The organism is Thauera sedimentorum (assembly GCF_014489115.1).
Lineage (GTDB): Bacteria > Pseudomonadota > Gammaproteobacteria > Burkholderiales > Rhodocyclaceae > Pseudothauera > Pseudothauera sedimentorum.
Genome location: NZ_JACTAH010000002.1, coordinates 1585590 through 1601128, shown reverse-complemented (window position 1 = coordinate 1601128; position 15539 = coordinate 1585590). Strand labels below are relative to the sequence as shown.

General features: G+C 67.6%; 14 protein-coding genes. 10 read left to right on the top strand and 4 right to left on the bottom strand.

Going from position 1 to position 15539, the window contains the following annotated elements; translation table 11 throughout:
- The coding region (locus IAI53_RS18490; RefSeq protein WP_222948330.1) for a hypothetical protein at positions 1 to 270 on the top strand (270 nt) is incomplete at its 5' end.
- On the opposite strand, the gene IAI53_RS17325 is transcribed toward IAI53_RS18490, so the two are convergent.
- Positions 248 to 1648, bottom strand: a complete 1401-nt coding sequence (locus IAI53_RS17325; RefSeq protein WP_187719384.1) for a glycoside hydrolase family 18 protein — start codon at positions 1646 to 1648, stop codon at positions 248 to 250. The two genes, IAI53_RS18490 and IAI53_RS17325, sit on opposite strands and share 23 nt — an antisense overlap.
- A gap of 156 nt (positions 1649 to 1804) precedes the next feature.
- On the opposite strand from IAI53_RS17325, the gene IAI53_RS17320 reads away from it, so the two are divergent.
- Both IAI53_RS17320 and IAI53_RS17315 read left to right on the top strand, forming a co-directional pair.
- Positions 1805 to 2599 (top strand): thymidylate synthase, encoded by a 795-nt coding sequence (locus tag IAI53_RS17320; RefSeq protein ID WP_187719383.1) that lies wholly within the window; start codon positions 1805 to 1807, stop codon positions 2597 to 2599.
- Positions 2596 to 3099 carry a dihydrofolate reductase gene (locus IAI53_RS17315; protein ID WP_187719382.1) on the top strand — a complete coding sequence of 168 codons (504 nt, stop codon included), beginning with the start codon at positions 2596 to 2598 and terminating at the stop codon, positions 3097 to 3099. Before IAI53_RS17320 ends, IAI53_RS17315 begins: the two co-directional genes overlap by 4 nt.
- Positions 3100 to 3156: 57 nt before the next feature.
- On the opposite strand, the gene IAI53_RS17310 is transcribed toward IAI53_RS17315, so the two are convergent.
- From IAI53_RS17310 to apbC, 3 genes are all read right to left on the bottom strand, one after another.
- Positions 3157 to 5409, bottom strand: coding sequence for an arginine/lysine/ornithine decarboxylase (locus IAI53_RS17310; RefSeq protein ID WP_187719381.1), 2253 nt, complete (start codon positions 5407 to 5409; stop codon positions 3157 to 3159).
- A gap of 150 nt (positions 5410 to 5559) precedes the next feature.
- Complete coding sequence (gene dcd / locus IAI53_RS17305; RefSeq protein ID WP_187719380.1) at positions 5560 to 6126, bottom strand: dCTP deaminase; 567 nt, start codon at positions 6124 to 6126, stop codon at positions 5560 to 5562.
- Between the two features lie 133 nt (positions 6127 to 6259).
- The gene (gene apbC, locus IAI53_RS17300; RefSeq protein WP_187719379.1) at positions 6260 to 7351 is read right to left on the bottom strand and encodes an iron-sulfur cluster carrier protein ApbC; all 1092 of its coding nucleotides are present in this window, start codon (positions 7349 to 7351) and stop codon (positions 6260 to 6262) included.
- Between the two features lie 166 nt (positions 7352 to 7517).
- On the opposite strand from apbC, the gene IAI53_RS17295 reads away from it, so the two are divergent.
- The 7 genes from IAI53_RS17295 to IAI53_RS17265 all read left to right on the top strand — a co-directional run bounded on the left by IAI53_RS17295 (position 7518) and on the right by IAI53_RS17265 (position 15497).
- Positions 7518 to 8075, top strand: coding sequence for an OmpA family protein (locus tag IAI53_RS17295; protein WP_187719378.1), 558 nt, complete (start codon positions 7518 to 7520; stop codon positions 8073 to 8075).
- 124 nt (positions 8076 to 8199) lie between these two features.
- The gene (metG, locus tag IAI53_RS17290; RefSeq protein WP_187719377.1) at positions 8200 to 10371 is read left to right on the top strand and encodes a methionine--tRNA ligase; all 2172 of its coding nucleotides are present in this window, start codon (positions 8200 to 8202) and stop codon (positions 10369 to 10371) included.
- A 125-nt stretch (positions 10372 to 10496) separates the two neighbouring features.
- On the top strand, positions 10497 to 12188 hold the full coding sequence (locus IAI53_RS17285; protein WP_187719376.1) for a SulP family inorganic anion transporter: 1692 nt from the start codon (positions 10497 to 10499) through the stop codon (positions 12186 to 12188).
- Positions 12181 to 12480, top strand: coding sequence for an acylphosphatase (locus IAI53_RS17280; protein WP_187719375.1), 300 nt, complete (start codon positions 12181 to 12183; stop codon positions 12478 to 12480). The genes IAI53_RS17285 and IAI53_RS17280 overlap by 8 nt, the downstream gene beginning before the upstream one ends.
- 96 nt (positions 12481 to 12576) lie before the next feature.
- Positions 12577 to 13002: a GtrA family protein gene (locus tag IAI53_RS17275; RefSeq protein ID WP_187719374.1), complete on the top strand. Its 426-nt coding sequence runs from the start codon at positions 12577 to 12579 to the stop codon at positions 13000 to 13002.
- Positions 12971 to 13996, top strand: coding sequence for a glycosyltransferase family 2 protein (locus tag IAI53_RS17270; protein ID WP_187719373.1), 1026 nt, complete (start codon positions 12971 to 12973; stop codon positions 13994 to 13996). The genes IAI53_RS17275 and IAI53_RS17270 overlap by 32 nt, the downstream gene beginning before the upstream one ends.
- Complete coding sequence (locus tag IAI53_RS17265; RefSeq protein ID WP_187719372.1) at positions 13989 to 15497, top strand: ArnT family glycosyltransferase; 1509 nt, start codon at positions 13989 to 13991, stop codon at positions 15495 to 15497. Before IAI53_RS17270 ends, IAI53_RS17265 begins: the two co-directional genes overlap by 8 nt.
- Positions 15498 to 15539 lie beyond the last annotated feature (42 nt).

Sequence of the window (15539 nt, the reverse complement as noted above, 5' to 3'; positions counted from 1 at the left end):
AAACCGCTGAAGAACCGCTTAAACACTGACTTTCGCAGCACCCCGGCTCAACACCGGTGCGCCGTGCAGCGCGAAAGAGGTGCGCATTATAGACACCATGAAAAGACTGTCAACGCCCTGAACGAAGAATTTCAACAAGCGACCGATAACACCGCACCGCACCGTACCGAAAGAGCCAGCGAATCAAGGACAAAGGGCGCCGACCTCGCGGACGGCGCCCTTTTCCCATCACTTCAATGCGCGCAAATCAAAGAACCTGATAGACCCTGAGCTCGAAATCACTACCTGATGCACTCGCCTCGAGCGGCTTGAGCTTGTGGATGGAGCCCTGACGATTGATGAACAACGCGCCCGCGCCCGAGAGCGCCCCCGGTGCGGTGAGGATGCGCACGGCCTCGCCCTTGAGCAGCGGGTCGCACAGCAGGACTTCGGACGCGGCGCGCCCGTCGTCGGCAGAGACCAGTTCCGGGCTCTGCGAGATCGTTTCGACGCCGACGAATGGGCCGCTTCCGGTCTGGCGCTTGCGCCGCACGAGGCCGAGATGCCATGCGTCACCCTCCTGTGCCCGCAGACCGACGAGGTCTCCCGTACCGATGCTCGCGTGATCGCCCTGCGGGACGAGGGCGCCTATCCCGCCCCGGCTCGCGTCCTGCATCTGCCAGGCGCCGCCGTCGGAGTCCTGCTGGCCCGCGAGGAGCGCACGGACGGGCTCGAAGCCGCGCACCGCACGCAGTTGTCCGGTAAGCAGGTGACGACGATAGCGCCTTGCAGGCGGGGCGTCTGACCATTGACGCAAGAGAACCTGAAGCGCCACCGAGAGATGGGCGGCGTCGACACCGCCGCCCCCCAGACCCGCCGGCACCACGCCGTGCGACACCTGACCGGACAGGCCGGCAAGGATGGCGTAGGCCCCTTCGGTCAGCAGCGCGAGCGCGCCCTCGGACGGCTGCTCCCCGCGCACGAATCGGCGCGGAGGCACACCAGCCCCCGGGAGAAAGACATACCGGCCCGCCGCCTCTGCGCTCGGCGCAAGCGCCAGATAGGGAACGGCGAGGCCGATCAGGCTATCGACCGCCTCGAGCGCAGCGGGCGGCAACTGGTCGAGCCCTGCACTGAAGTATGCGAAGGTACGCAGGCACTCGAGGGCGGGGGCGCCCGCACCTTCGCTACGAAGCCAAACCGCGCCGACCCTGCGCCACAGGTCAGGGTGCTCGGGTCCGCAGGACTGCAGTTCCCAGCGCAGCCGCTGAGCCGCGGCCCCTGCCAGTCGTACATCGACTTCGGCCCGCAGTTCGGCGGGCAACCCGTCCAGGTCGCTCAATGCACCATAGGTCTCCAGCAAGGCACCGAAGACCCTGCAGGCCTCGTCCGCGAACCTGGGCCAGCCGGCCAGGCCGTGCGCGGGCAGGCGCTCGGTATCGATCATGACGCTCGCTATGCCATTGCGGGCGTCATCTTCAAGCTGGGCGATCAGCGCCAGGCGCGCTGCCGCCGGCAGGCGGTCGGGAGAGCGCAATCCATCCAGGGAGGCGGTCGTCGCCTGAAGGCCGGCGATCGCATGACTCACACCCGGTACGGAGCCGGTGGCGCGCAGCGCCGGTTGAACACCCTCGGTTCCGCCGCCTGCGCTAAGGCCCGATGACAGCATGCACTTCTCCATCCGCAGAAGATTGGCGCGACAGCGCCGTGCACGGCGACCCTGGCGGATTCGCTGACGCGGCAGATACCGTCACGCTGTCGATGCGGCAGATTAGCACAGGCAGTCCGAGCTAGAATCGGTGCTTCTCCGCACAGGACACGATTCATGCGCCAGTACCTCGAACTCATGCAGCATGTGCTGCAGCACGGTCACCGCAAGACCGACCGCACCGGCACCGGCACGCTGTCGGTGTTCGGCTGGCAGATGCGCTTCAACCTGGCCGACGGCTTCCCCTTGCTGACCACCAAGAAACTGCACACCCGCTCCATCATCCACGAACTGCTGTGGTTCCTGCAGGGCGACACCAACATTCGCTACCTCAAGGACAACGGGGTGTCGATCTGGGACGACTGGGCGGACGAGAACGGTGATCTCGGCCCGGTGTATGGCAAGCAGTGGCGCCGCTGGGAAACCGCGGACGGACGCACCGTGGACCAGATCGCACAGCTGGTGGATGGTCTCAAGAACAACCCCGATTCGCGCCGCCACCTGGTGTCGGCCTGGAACCCCGGGGAGGTGAACAACATGGCGCTGCCGCCCTGCCACGCGTTGTTCCAGTTCTACGTGGCCGACGGCCGGCTGTCCTGCCAGCTCTACCAGCGCAGCGCGGACATCTTCCTCGGCGTGCCGTTCAACATCGCCTCCTATGCATTGTTGACGATGATGATGGCGCAGGTGTGCGGCTACGAGCCGGGCGACTTCGTGTGGACCGGCGGCGACTGCCATCTGTATTCGAACCACCTGGAGCAGGCCCGCCTGCAGCTCGGCCGCGAACCGCGCCCGCTGCCGACCATGCGGCTGAACCCGGCGGTCCAGGACATCTTCGCCTTCCGCTTCGAGGACTTCACCCTGGAAGGCTACGATCCGCACCCGCACATCAAGGCCGAGGTGGCGGTATGAGCCACCGGCCGGAAGTTATCCTGATCGCGGCAGTCGCCCGCAACGGCGTCATCGGGCGCGAGAACGCCCTGCCCTGGCGGCTGAAGGCCGACCTCGCGCACTTCAAGGCCGCCACCCTCGGCCATCCCATCCTGATGGGGCGCAAGACCTGGGAGTCGCTCGGACGCCCGCTGCCGGGGCGCCGCAATCTCGTGGTGAGCCGCGACCCCGCCTGGCAGGCAGCCGGTGCGGAAGCCTTCACCAGCCCGGCTGCCGCGCTGGCGGCGGCAGATGGTGCCGAGAAGCTGTTCATCATCGGAGGCGCGGAACTCTACCGCCAGATGATCGAGGACGCCGACACGATCATGCTCACCGAGGTGTGGGCGGACGTGGACGGGGACGCCCGTTTCCCGGACTACGATCGCAAACGCTTCGAAGAGGTGGCCCGCGAGCCCCACCAGGCCGACGCGGACAACGAGTTCGATTTCGACTTCGTCACCTATCGCCGTCTGCGTCCCTGAATGGCAAGAGGCCGCCCACAGGCGGCCTCTCCGTTCCAGCACAGGCAAGCACCCTGCTCAGTCCTGGCGCACGCAATCCACGTAGTACTTCACCGCACCGTCGCGTTCCTCGCGCACCAGGCCGTGGATGTCGGTCTCGAAGCCCGGGAACGCGGCGTTGAAATCGCGCGCGAACTGCAGGTAGCGGCAGATGGTCGCGTTGAAGCGCTCGCCCGGGATCAAGAGCGGGATGCCCGGCGGATAGGGGGTGACCAGCATCGCGGTGACCCGCCCTTCCAGTTCGTCGATCGCCACACGCTCGATCTCGCGATGCGCCATCTTGGCGAAGGCGTCGGTCGGCTTCATCGCCGGCACCATGTCCGACAGGTACATCTCGGTGGTCAGGCGCGCCACGTCGTGCGCCTTGTAGAAGCTGTGGATCTGCGCGCACAGGTCCTTCAGGCCGACCTTCTCGTAGCGCGGATGCTTGGCGATGAACTCCGGCATCACGCGCCACAGCGGCTGGTTGCGGTCGTAGTCGTCCTTGAACTGCTGCAGCTCGGTGACCAGCGTGTTCCAGCGGCCCTTGGTGATGCCGATGGTGAACATGATGAAGAAGGAGTACAGCCCGGTCTTCTCGACGATGATGCCGTGCTCGGCAAGATAACGGGTGAGGATGCCCGCCGGAATGCCCCACTCGGCAAAGTCGCCATCCACGTCCAGGCCCGGGGTGATCACCGTGGCCTTGATCGGATCGAGCATGTTGAAGCCTTCGGCGAGATCGCCGAAGCCGTGCCAGCGTTCGCCGGCCTTGAGCATCCAGTCCTCGCGCGTGCCCATGCCTTCCTCGGCGAGGTACTCCGGCCCCCAGACCTTGAACCACCAGTCGTCCGAACCGAAGTCGGCGTCGACCTTGCGCATCGCGCGGCGGAATTCGACCGCCTCGGCGAGCGACTCCTCGACCAGCGCGGGGCCGCCCGGCGGCTCCATCATCGCCGCGGCGACGTCGCACGAGGCGATGATCGCGTACTGCGGGCTGGTGGAGGTGTGCATCAGGTAGGCTTCGTTGAAGATGTCGCGGTCCAGCTTGCGGGTCTCGGAGTCCTGCACGAGGATCTGCGAGGCCTGGCTGAGGCCGGCCAGCAGCTTGTGGGTGGACTGGGTGGAGAACACCATGGACTCGCGGCAACGCGGACGGTCCGCGCCGATGGCGTGGTAGTCGCCGTAGAAGTCGTGGAAGGCCGCGTGCGGCAGCCAGGCCTCGTCGAAATGCAGGGTGTCGATCTGGCCGTCGAGCAGGTCCTTGATCGCCTCGACGTTGTACAGCACGCCGTCGTAGGTGGACTGGGTGATGGTCAGGATGCGCGGCTTCTTGCCGCTGGCGCCGTTGGCGAACGGGTTGGCCTCGATCTTCTTGCGGATGTTCTCCATCGAGAACTCGGCCAGCGGGATCGGCCCGATGATGCCGTAGTGGTTGCGCGTGGGCGTCAGGAACACCGGCACCGCCCCGGTCATGATGATGGAGTGGAGGATGGACTTGTGGCAGTTGCGGTCCACCACCACGATGTCGCCCGGCGCCACGGTGGTGTGCCAGACCATCTTGTTGGAGGTCGAGGTGCCGTTGGTGACGAAGTACAGGTGGTCGCAGTTGAAGATGCGCGCGGCGTTGCGCTCGGAGGCCGCCACCGGGCCGGTATGGTCGAGCAGCTGACCGAGCTCTTCAACCGCGTTGCACACGTCGGCGCGCAGCATGTTCTCGCCGAAGAACTGGTGGAACATCTGCCCCACCGGGCTCTTCAGGAAGGCCACCCCGCCCGAGTGCCCCGGGCAGTGCCAGGAGTAGGAGCCGTCGGCGGCGTAATGGGTGAGCGCGCGGAAGAAGGGCGGCGCCAGCGAATCGAGGTAGTTCTTGGCCTCGCGCACCACGTAGCGCGCGATGAACTCCGGGGTGTCCTCGAACATGTGGATGAAGCCGTGCATCTCGCGCAGCACGTCGTTCGGAATGTGGCGGCTGGTGCGCGTCTCGCCGTACAGGAAGATCGGGATGTCGGCGTTGCGGAAACGGATTTCCTCGACGAAGGCGCGCAGGCCTGCGATGGCCTTGTCGGCGGCTTCGGACGAGGAGAACTCCTCGTCGTCGATCGACAGGATGAAGGCCGAACCACGACTCTGCTGCTGCGCGAACGAGGTCAGGTCGCCATAGCTCGTCACGCCGAGCACCTCGATGCCTTCCTCCTCGATGGCCTTGGCCAGCGCACGGATGCCCAGGCCCGAAGCGTTCTCGGAACGGAAGTCCTCATCGATGATGATGACCGGAAAATGGAAACGCATCCCTTTCTCTCCAGCGTTCAGTCCGGCCCGGGGCCGGGAAATGGGCATGATACCCGTGTGGTGGTTGCCGCCGCGTGACGGCCGCCTGCTGCCGAAAAGCACAGAGGGCCGGCAAGCGGCCCTCGTAGAATCACCCGTTCCGTGGCTGCCTCAGATCTTGGGCAGGGTCACGCCGGTCTGGCCGAAATACTTGCCGCCACGATCCTTGTAGGAGGTCTCGCACACTTCGTCCGACTCGAAGAACAGCATCTGCGCCACGCCTTCGTTGGCGTAGATCTTGGCCGGCAGCGGTGTGGTGTTGGAGAACTCCAGGGTCACGTGGCCTTCCCACTCGGGCTCCAGCGGGGTGACATTAACGATGATGCCGCAGCGTGCGTAGGTGCTCTTGCCCAGGCACACGGTGAGCACGCTGCGCGGAATGCGGAAATACTCGACGGTGCGCGCCAGCGCGAAGGAGTTCGGCGGGATGATGCACACGTCGCCGGTGAAATCGACGAAGTTGCCCGAGTCGAAATCCTTGGGGTCGACGATGGTCGAGTTGATGTTGGTGAAGATCTTGAATTCGTTGGCGCAGCGCACGTCGTAGCCGTAGCTCGAGGTGCCGTAGGAGACGATCTTGCCGTGCTCGTTGTTGCGCACCAGCTCCGGTGCAAACGGCTCGATCATGCCGTGCTGTTCCGCCATGCGGCGGATCCACTTGTCGGACTTGATGGACATCGGGCGCGGTTCCTTGGCTGCCTGTCCGGCACCTGGGCCGGCGGTGAAAAATCCGCGTAGTGTAGGACAAGCGCCGCCGATTCGAAAGGGACAGTGCGGGGCGCCGCGCAGGCCGCGCCCCGCCGGGCTGCGCTCAGGTGTTCTGCACCACGATGCTGGGGAACTTGTGGGTCATGTCCTTGGCCTTCTCGGCCACCCGCACCGCCACCTTGCGCGCGATCTCGCGGTAGATCGCGGCGATGCGGCCGTCCGGGTCGGCGGCCACCGTGGGCGTGCCGCCGTCGGCCTCCTGGCGGATCTGCAGGTCCAGCGGCAGGGCGCCGAGGAAGGGGATGTCGTAGTCGGCGCACAGCTTCTGCCCGCCGCCAGTGCCGAAGATGTGCTCCTCGTGGCCGCACTTGGAACAGATGTGGATGCTCATATTCTCCACCACGCCGACCACCGGCACGCCGACCTTCTCGAACATCTTGATGCCCTTGCGCGCGTCGAGCAGCGCGATGTCCTGCGGCGTGGTGACGATCACCGCGCCGGTCACCGGCACCTGCTGCGACAGGGTCAGCTGGATGTCGCCGGTGCCCGGCGGCATGTCGATGACCAGGTAGTCGAGGTCCTTCCAGTTGGTGTCCTTGAGCAACTGGTTGAGCGCCTGGGTAGCCATCGGCCCGCGCCACACCATCGGCGTCTCCTGGTCCACCAGGAAGCCGATCGACATCGCCTGGATGCCGTGCGCCTCCAGCGGCTCCATGCTCTTGCCGTCCAGCGATTGCGGGCGCTCGTTGCCGATGCCCAGCATCTGCGGCTGCGACGGCCCGTAGATGTCGGCATCCAGGATGCCCACCCGCGCGCCCTCGGCGGCCAATGCCAGCGCCAGGTTCACCGAGGTGGTGCTCTTGCCCACGCCGCCCTTGCCGGAAGCCACGGCGATGATGTTCTTCACCCCGGAGAGCAACTTCACGCCATGCTGCACCGCATGCGCGACGATCTTGCAGTACACGTCCGCCTCGACCGCGGTCACGCCCGGCAACGCGGCCACCGCGTCGGTGACCAGCTTGCGGACCAGTTCGGTCTGGCTCCGCGCCGGATAGCCGAGCTCCACGCCGAAGCGGACCGTGCCGCCATCGACCGACAGGTTGCGGATACAGCGGCCGGTGACGAAGTCCTTGCCGGTATTCGGATCGAGCACCGATTTCAGTGCCTCGTTGACGTTCTCGACGCTCACGCTCATTTTGTTCTGTCCTCTGTGTCGGGGGAGCCCCGCCTGCGGCAGGCTCGCTGCGCAAAATGATACCGGAGCGCCACGGTGCACTCACCCTCTTGGTTCGCAGGGTTTTTTCTCCCCGCCGCGAAGCGGGTAAGATCGCCGCCCACCAGCCAATTGCAGCCCGCACACCATGCACAACGCCCGCCTGCTGACCTCCGCCCTCGTCTGCGCCGTCCTGCTCGCCGGCTGTGCCACGCAAGGCAGCGCCCCCGCGGGGGCGGGCAGCCGCGAAGCCGCCCAGGCGCGGCCCGCGATCGACTGGCCGGCCGTGCGCGCCGCGCTCGAAGCGGACATCGGCAAGCTGCCGGGCACCGCCGTGCAGACGCGCCCGGACGGCAGCCTGCTGGTGCGCATACCGGCGGCCGACGGCTTCGCCCCGAACCAGACCGAGCCCCGCCCGGCACTCGCCGCCACGCTGCAGAAGCTGGTCCCCGCGCTGCAGGCGCAGGCGCTGGCGGCCGTGGATGTGGTCGGCCACACCGACAGCATGGGCAGCGAACTGCACAACCTGCGCCTGTCGATCGCCCGCGCGGAAGCCGTCGTCGAGTTCCTGCGCAGCCGTGGCATCGCCCTGCTCAGGCTGTCGGCAGACGGCCGCGGCGAGAGCGAACCGATCGCCGACAACGGTACCCCGGCCGGGCAGGCGGCCAACCGCCGGGTCGAACTGATCCTGCGCCCGCTTTATTAGGCACAGGACCGGTCCCGCAGGAAACCGCCGCTCCATCGCGGCGGCTGCCGCTCCTACGCCACAATCGTCGGTGTAAGGGCGTCGGCGTTTGCTAAAATTTCGTTTTTCGCCCGGCCCCTACATCATGTCCCGCAAGATCCTCGTCACCAACGCCCTGCCCTACGCCAACGGCGACATCCACCTCGGCCACCTGGTGGGCTACATCCAGGCCGACATCTGGGTGCGATACCAGCGCATGCGCGGCAACACGGTGCACTACGTGTGCGCGGACGACACCCACGGCACGCCGGTGATGCTGCGCGCCGAGAAGGAAGGCATCACCCCCGAGCAGCTCATCGCCCGCGTGCATGGCGAGCACCTGCGCGACTTCACCGCCTTCGGCGTGGCCTTCGACCATTACCACTCCACCCACAGCCCGGAGAACCGCGCCTACGCGGAAGACATCTACGGCAAGCTGAAGTCTGCCGAACTGATCGACACCCGCGCCATCGAGCAGTACTACGACCCGGTCAAGAACATGTTCCTGCCGGACCGCTTCATCAAGGGCGAATGCCCCAAGTGCGGGGCTACCGACCAGTACGGCGACAACTGCGAGGTGTGCGGCGCGGCCTACGCCCCCACCGAGCTTAAGAACCCCTATTCCGCGGTGTCCGGCGCCAAGCCCGAGCTGCGCACCTCCGAGCACTACTTCTTCCGCCTCTCCGACGAGCGCGCGGTGGCCTTCCTGCGCGAGTGGACGCGCGGCAGCAACGCCGCCGGGCAGCGCCGCCTGCAGGCGGAAGCGGCCAACAAGATGAAGGAATGGCTGGGCGAGGAAGGCGAGAACAAGCTCTCCGACTGGGACATCTCGCGCGACGCGCCCTATTTCGGCTTCGAGATCCCCGGCGCGCCGGGCAAGTACTTCTACGTCTGGCTGGATGCGCCGATCGGCTACCTCGCCAGCTTCCGCCATCATGCCGAGAAGCGCGGCGACATCACGGTGGAGGACTACACCGACGCCGCGCGCGCCGAGGCCGCCGGTACCGAAATGGTGCACTTCATCGGCAAGGACATCCTCTACTTCCACGCCCTGTTCTGGCCGGCGATGCTGAAGTTCGCCGGCTATCGCACGCCCAGCCAGCTGTGCGTGAACGGTTTCCTGACCGTGGACGGCGCCAAGATGAGCAAGAGCCGCGGCACCTTCATCACCGCGCACTCCTACGTCGAGCAGAAGCTCAACCCCGAGTGGCTGCGCTACTACTTTGCCGCCAAATCCAACGGCACCATGGAGGACGTCGACCTCAACCTCGACGACCTGATCGCCAAGGTCAATTCCGACCTGGTCGGCAAGTACGTGAACATCGCCAGCCGCTGCGCGGGGTTCATCGCCAAGCGCTTCGACGGCAAGCTGGGCGCCAGCGACCCGCGCGCCACCGGCGAGTTCGAGACCGCCTTCGAGGCGGCGATCATCGCCCGCGCCTACGAGGAACGCGACTACGGCCGCGCGCTGCGCGAGATCATGCGTCTCGCCGACATGGCCAACCAGTACGTGAACGACCACAAGCCCTGGGAACTGGCCAAGCAGGAAGGCCAGGAGGCGCAGCTGCACACGGTGTGCAGCACCGCGCTGACCCTGTTCCGCGACCTCACCCTGTATCTCAAGCCGGTGCTGCCGGCGCTCGCCGAACAGGTTGAAGCCTTCCTCGCCATCGAGCCACTGACCTGGAACGCCGGCTGGCATCCGCTGCCCGCGGGCCACACCATCAAGGCCTACCAGCACCTGATGACCCGGGTGGAACGCAAGCAGATCGACGCGTTGCTGGAAGCCAACCGCGAATCGCTCGCCCCGGCTGCCGCGGCAGCCACCTCGAAGCCGGCGGAAACCGCCAAGGCCGCGAGCTCGCAACAGCGCCATGCGGAAAAGCAGCAGCACGCCGCGCAGACGGCCGAAACGGCGAAGGAACACATCTCCATCGACGACTTCACCAAGGTCGACCTGCGTATCGCGAAGATCGTCGATGCCCAGCATGTCGAGGGCGCCGACAAGCTGATCCGCCTGTCCCTCGACATCGGCGAGACCGACGAGGCCGGCAACCCGAAGCCGCGCCAAGTGTTCGCCGGCATCAAGTCGGCCTACGACCCGGCCGCGCTGGTCGGCCGCCTCACCGTGATGGTGGCCAACCTCGCGCCGCGCAAGATGAAGTTCGGCCTGAGCGAAGGCATGGTGCTGGCCGCCTCCGACCCGGACGGCAAGACCGGCGGCCTCTACATCCTGTCGCCGGACGTGGGCGCCGCGCCCGGCATGCGGGTCAAGTAAGCCGCCCATGCCCCTGACCATTTCCAAGCGCTGGATCGCGCATCAACGCAACGGCTTCGGACGACTCGTCGTCCGCCCCGCCGTCGTGTGCATGCGCATCCCGCTGGAAACGTTCAGGAGGCACCATGGTTTCGTTCCGCCCCAAACTGCTTGACACCCTGCCCGGCTACGACCGGGCAGGGTTTGCCGCCGACCTGTCGGCCGGCATCACCGTCGGCGTGCTCGCCCTGCCGCTGGCCATGGCCTTCGCCATCGCCTCGGGCATGAGCCCGGCCGCCGGCATCTGGACCGCCATCGTCGCCGGTCTGCTGATTTCGCTGCTCGGTGGCTCGCGGGTGCAGATCGGCGGCCCCACCGGCGCCTTCATCCCCATCATCTACGCCATCGTCGTCGACTACGGGGTGGCCAACCTGCTGGTCGCCACCATGATGTCCGGCGTGATGCTGCTGGCCATGGGCGCCTTCCGGCTCGGCAACATGATCCGCTTCATCCCGCTGTCGGTGGTGATCGGCTTCACCAACGGCATCGCGGTGGTGATCTTCATCTCGCAGATCAAGGACTTCCTTGGTCTGCAGATCGAGCAGTTGCCGGGCGAGTTCTTCGCCAAGATGCAGACGCTGGCCGCCCATCTGCACACCATCCAGCTGCCCACCGTGCTGCTTGCAGTGGCCTCGCTCGCGGTGCTGCTCGGCTGGAACCGCCTGGCCGCCACGCACTTCGCATGGATGCGCCGCCTGCCCGGCCCGCTGGCGGTGCTGATCATCGCCACCGCGCTGAATGCGCTCCTGGCCCTGCCGGTGGACACCATCGGCAGCCGCTTCGGCGGCATTCCGCAAAGCCTGCCGGACTTCGGCCTGCCGGATCTCTCGCTCGGCACCCTGGGCAAGCTGATCGCCCCGGCGCTCACCATCGCGCTGCTGGGCGCCATCGAATCGCTGCTCTCGGCGCGCGTCGCCGACAGCCAGATCGACGACCGCCACGACCCCAACCAGGAGCTGATGGCCCAGGGTGTGGCCAACATCGCCGCGCCGCTGTTCGGCGGCTTCGCCGCCACCGGCGCGATCGCCCGCACCGCAACCAACATCCGCACCGGCGGGCGCACCCCGGTGGCCGGCATGATCCACGCCGGCGTGCTGCTCGCGGTGGTGCTGGCGCTCGCGCCGCTGGCCAGCCACATCCCGCTGGCCACCCTGTCGGCCATCGTCGTGGTGGTGTCGATCAACATGGGCGAATGGCATGCCTTCGCGCCCCGGGAGCTGGCGCGCTTCTCGGTGCAGTACCGCACCATCCTGCTCGGCACCTTCCTGATCACCGTACTCTTCGACCTCACCCTGGCGGTGGAGATCGGCCTGGCGCTGGCCAGCCTGTTCTTCATCTACCGCATGTCCGACCTCACCCGCATCGAGCGCATCCCGCTGGAAGACCACTACGGCGTGCAGGCGCTGTCACGCGCCGACGGCGGTCCGCGCATCCTCGCCTACCGGATGTACGGCAGCCTGTTCTTCGGCGCCGCCAACAAGCTGGAAAACCTGCTGCTGATGCAACACGGCCACCCGGACGTGGTCATTCTCGACATGGGCAAGGTGATCAGCATCGACACCACCGGGCTGGACATCCTGCAGACCCTGCAGCGCAACCTCGACAAGCGCGGCGCGGAACTGATCCTCTGCGACCTCAACTCGCAGCCCGGCTCGCTGGTGTTCCGCTCGGGCTTCCTCGACACGCTGGGCGAGCACAACGTCGCGGCCAATCTCACCGAAGCGCTGATCCGCGCCCAGCAACTCGACGGCCACGACCCGGAGATCTCCTATGTCTGACACCTCATCCACCGCCGGCATCAGCCGCCGCCTGCTCATCGTCGGCCGCGTCCAGGGCGTGTGGTACCGCGCCAGCGCCAAGGCGGAGGCCGACCGCCTCGCCCTGCACGGCTGGGCCCGCAACCTGCGCGACGGCAGCGTCGAAGCCTTGGTGGCTGGCCCCGAGGAAGCCATCGAACGCTTCATCGACTGGGCCTACCAGGGTCCGCCCAACGCCCAGGTCGAGCGCATCGAGATCAGCGCCGCCGACGGCCCGCAGGACACCGGTTTTCACATCCTGCCCGACGTCTGAGCCCCGCTGCGGCACGGCAGCGCAGAACCCTGCCTTCACGTTTTCTTAACGCCTCGCCGACATTTCGCCGACACCGGCAGCCCTAGAGTGCGGGCCATGGCCCACACCTACGCACCCAGCGTCTTCGCCCGCGCGGCTCGCGCCGCGCGCTTCGCTGCCGCCGGTATCGCCGCCACGCTGCTCCACTGGGCCTGCATGGCCGCTTTGATCGCCGTCGGCAGCGATGCCCGGCTGGCCACCGCGCTGGGCGCGCTGGCCGGGGCCGCGCTCAACTACCCCCTGCAGCACAGGCACACCTTCTCCAGCACCCGCGCCCATGGCAGCGCGCTGCCGCGCTACCTGGCCGCCTGCGCCGTCGGCTGGCTGGCCAATCTGCTGCTCTTCGCCCTGCTGCACGGCCCGGTCGCCCTGGCTGCGCCCACCGCGCAGGCGCTCACCACGGTGGCCGTGGCCGCACTCAATTACCTGCTCTACGCGAGGATGGTCTTCCATGAACCTGCACCCGCTCAAGCGGCCGGCTGAACGCCCGCGCGCGCCCGACCTGAGCATCGTCGTTCCCTTCTACAACGAGCGCGAAGTCCTGCCCGCCTGCCTGCAGCGGCTGGAAGCGCTTGCCGCGCGGCTGGCGCTGAGCACCGAACTGGTGTTCGTCGACGACGGCAGCAGCGATGGTTCCGCGGAGCTTCTCGCCGCTGCCCGGCCGCAGCACTGCGAACTACGCCTGCTGCGCCTGAGCCGCAACTTCGGCAAGGAGGCGGCGATGAGCGCCGGCCTGGCCGCCACACGCGGGGCCGCGGTCGTCGTGCTGGACGCCGACCTGCAGGACCCGCCGGAGCTGATTCCGCAGATGCTCGAACACTGGCAGGCCGGCGCCGACGTGGTGCAGATGCAGCGCCGCAGCCGTGCCGGGGAGAGCTGGCTGAAACGCGCCAGCGCCCACGCCTTCTACCGCCTGCTGGCGCGCCTGAGCCCCAGCCCGGTGGCGGTGGATACCGGCGACTTCCGCCTGATGAGCCGGCGCGCGGTCGACGCCCTGCTGCAGTTGCCCGAGCGCAACCGTTACATGAAAGGCCTCTACGCCTGGGTCGGCCTGCCCACGGTGGTGCTGCAGTACGACCGCGCCGCGCGCCATGCGGGGCGCAGCAAGTGGGGCTGGCCAGCGCTCTTCGGCCTTGCGCTGGAAGGCATCACCTCCTTCTCGGTCGCCCCGCTGCGCCTCGCCACCCTTGCGGGCCTGTTCACCGCACTGGCCGGAGCGGCCTTCTGCGCCTGGATCGTCGTCAAGGCCTTGCTGCTGGGCGACCCGGTGGCCGGCTACCCCTCCCTGGTGGCGCTGATCGCCTTCCTCGGCGGGGTGCAGTTGCTGGGCATCGGCATCGTTGGCGAGTACGTCGGCAAGACCTACATCGAAGCCAAGCGGCGCCCGCTCTACCTGCTGCAGGACGAACGCCGCATCCTCCCGGTGGCCTGCGAGCAGACCGCCGCGCAGCCCTGGAACGCCCGTCGCCATGCCTGAGGCCGCCCTGTCCCCGGAGCGCTCGCTGCAGGCGCCTGCCGCCAGCCATGGCACACGCATCGCCGGCAGCCTGCTCTGGCTGGCAGGGCTGGTCATGGCCCTGCGCCTGCTCACCATGGCGCTCCTGCCGATGAGCGACACCACCGAGCCGCGCTACGCGGAAACCGCCCGCCTGATGGCCGAAAGCGGCGACTGGATCACCCCCTGGTTCGAACCCGGCGTGCCCTTCTGGGGCAAACCGCCGCTGTCCTTCTGGGCGCAGGCAGGCGCGATCGACCTGTTCGGCCTGCACGACTTCACGGTCCGCCTGCCGAGTTGGCTGGCCATGCTCGGCATCCTCTGGCTCAGCTGGCAACTGGCCCGTCGCCAGGGCGGGGAGCGGCTCGGGCAGCTCACCGTCCTCATCCTGGCCAGCATGGCCCTGCCCTTCGTCAGCGCCGGCGCGGTGCTCACCGACCCCTTCCTGACCCTGGGCACCACGCTCAGCCTGGTCGCCCTGGCGCTGTCGATGGAGCCCGGCGCGCCCGCCGGATGGCGCTGGGCCTTCTTCGCCGGCCTGGCCATCGGCCTGCTCGCCAAGGGGCCGCTGGCCGTGGTGCTGGTCGGTCTGCCGGTCCTCGCCTGGGGGCTGTGGCAACGCCACTGGCGGGATCTGTGGCGGGCACTGCCGTGGTGGCGGGGCAGCCTGCTCACCGCGCTCATCGTCGTGCCCTGGTATGTTGCCGCCGAACTGAAGACCCCCGGCTTCCTCGACTACTTCCTGGTGGGCGAGCACCTGCGCCGCTTCATCGATCCCGGCTGGGCCGGCGATCTCTACGGCAGCGCGCACGACGAACCGCGCGGCACCATCTGGCTCTTCCTGCTGTGGGCCAGCCTGCCCTGGGGGCCGGTCGGCGCCGTGCTGCTCGGGCGCAGCCTGCTGACGCCGTCCCGGCGCGCCGCCCTGCGCCGCAGCCTCGGCGACTCCGCCCTGCGCCTGCTGATCCCCGCAGCCTTCGCCCCGGCCCTGTTCTTCAGCCTGTCCGGCAACATCCTGTGGACCTACGTACTGCCCGGCCTGCCCTTCCTCGCCATCCTTGTCGCACGCGGCCTGCTGCCCGCGTTGGCGCATCCTCCGAAGCCGTGGACGTTGCCGGGGGCCGCAATGGCGGTGCCTCTGACGGTCACCTTGATCGGGCTGCACTTCGTGGCGCATCCGGAGCAGCTCAGGTCTGCGGCTCCGCTGGTCGATGCGCTGGAGGCGCTGCCGGACGGTGACGCTGCTTCCTTGTATTGGTTGGGCGATTTGCCGTTCTCGGCACGCTATTATTCCCGTGGAGGCGCGCGGAGCATTGCGAGCGACGAGCTGGCAGCTCTGACAGACGGAGACCATGCCATCTTCCTGGCGCTACGCGAGCGCGACCTTGAAGGCCTGCAGACGCGATATGGCCCGCGACTGGAACAACACTACCGCGACGCCCGCCACGTTCTGATACGGCTGGCACCCACGGCAAACAACTGATCCGCGCGGCCGGGTGCAGCGCCCACCGCAAGCTTTCTTCAC

Excerpts from the sequence above, each read along its gene's own strand:
- IAI53_RS17325 (WP_187719384.1), bottom strand. The coding sequence starts at position 1,648 with ATGCTGTCATCGGGCCTTAGCGCAGGCGGCGGAACCGAGGGTGTTCAA.
- IAI53_RS17320 (WP_187719383.1), top strand. The coding sequence starts at position 1,805 with ATGCGCCAGTACCTCGAACTCATGCAGCATGTGCTGCAGCACGGTCAC.
- IAI53_RS17315 (WP_187719382.1), top strand. The coding sequence starts at position 2,596 with ATGAGCCACCGGCCGGAAGTTATCCTGATCGCGGCAGTCGCCCGCAAC.
- IAI53_RS17310 (WP_187719381.1), bottom strand. The coding sequence starts at position 5,409 with ATGCGTTTCCATTTTCCGGTCATCATCATCGATGAGGACTTCCGTTCC.
- dcd (WP_187719380.1), bottom strand. The coding sequence starts at position 6,126 with ATGTCCATCAAGTCCGACAAGTGGATCCGCCGCATGGCGGAACAGCAC.
- apbC (WP_187719379.1), bottom strand. The coding sequence starts at position 7,351 with ATGAGCGTGAGCGTCGAGAACGTCAACGAGGCACTGAAATCGGTGCTC.
- IAI53_RS17295 (WP_187719378.1), top strand. The coding sequence starts at position 7,518 with ATGCACAACGCCCGCCTGCTGACCTCCGCCCTCGTCTGCGCCGTCCTG.
- metG (WP_187719377.1), top strand. The coding sequence starts at position 8,200 with ATGTCCCGCAAGATCCTCGTCACCAACGCCCTGCCCTACGCCAACGGC.
- IAI53_RS17285 (WP_187719376.1), top strand. The coding sequence starts at position 10,497 with ATGGTTTCGTTCCGCCCCAAACTGCTTGACACCCTGCCCGGCTACGAC.
- IAI53_RS17280 (WP_187719375.1), top strand. The coding sequence starts at position 12,181 with ATGTCTGACACCTCATCCACCGCCGGCATCAGCCGCCGCCTGCTCATC.
- IAI53_RS17275 (WP_187719374.1), top strand. The coding sequence starts at position 12,577 with ATGGCCCACACCTACGCACCCAGCGTCTTCGCCCGCGCGGCTCGCGCC.
- IAI53_RS17270 (WP_187719373.1), top strand. The coding sequence starts at position 12,971 with ATGAACCTGCACCCGCTCAAGCGGCCGGCTGAACGCCCGCGCGCGCCC.
- IAI53_RS17265 (WP_187719372.1), top strand. The coding sequence starts at position 13,989 with ATGCCTGAGGCCGCCCTGTCCCCGGAGCGCTCGCTGCAGGCGCCTGCC.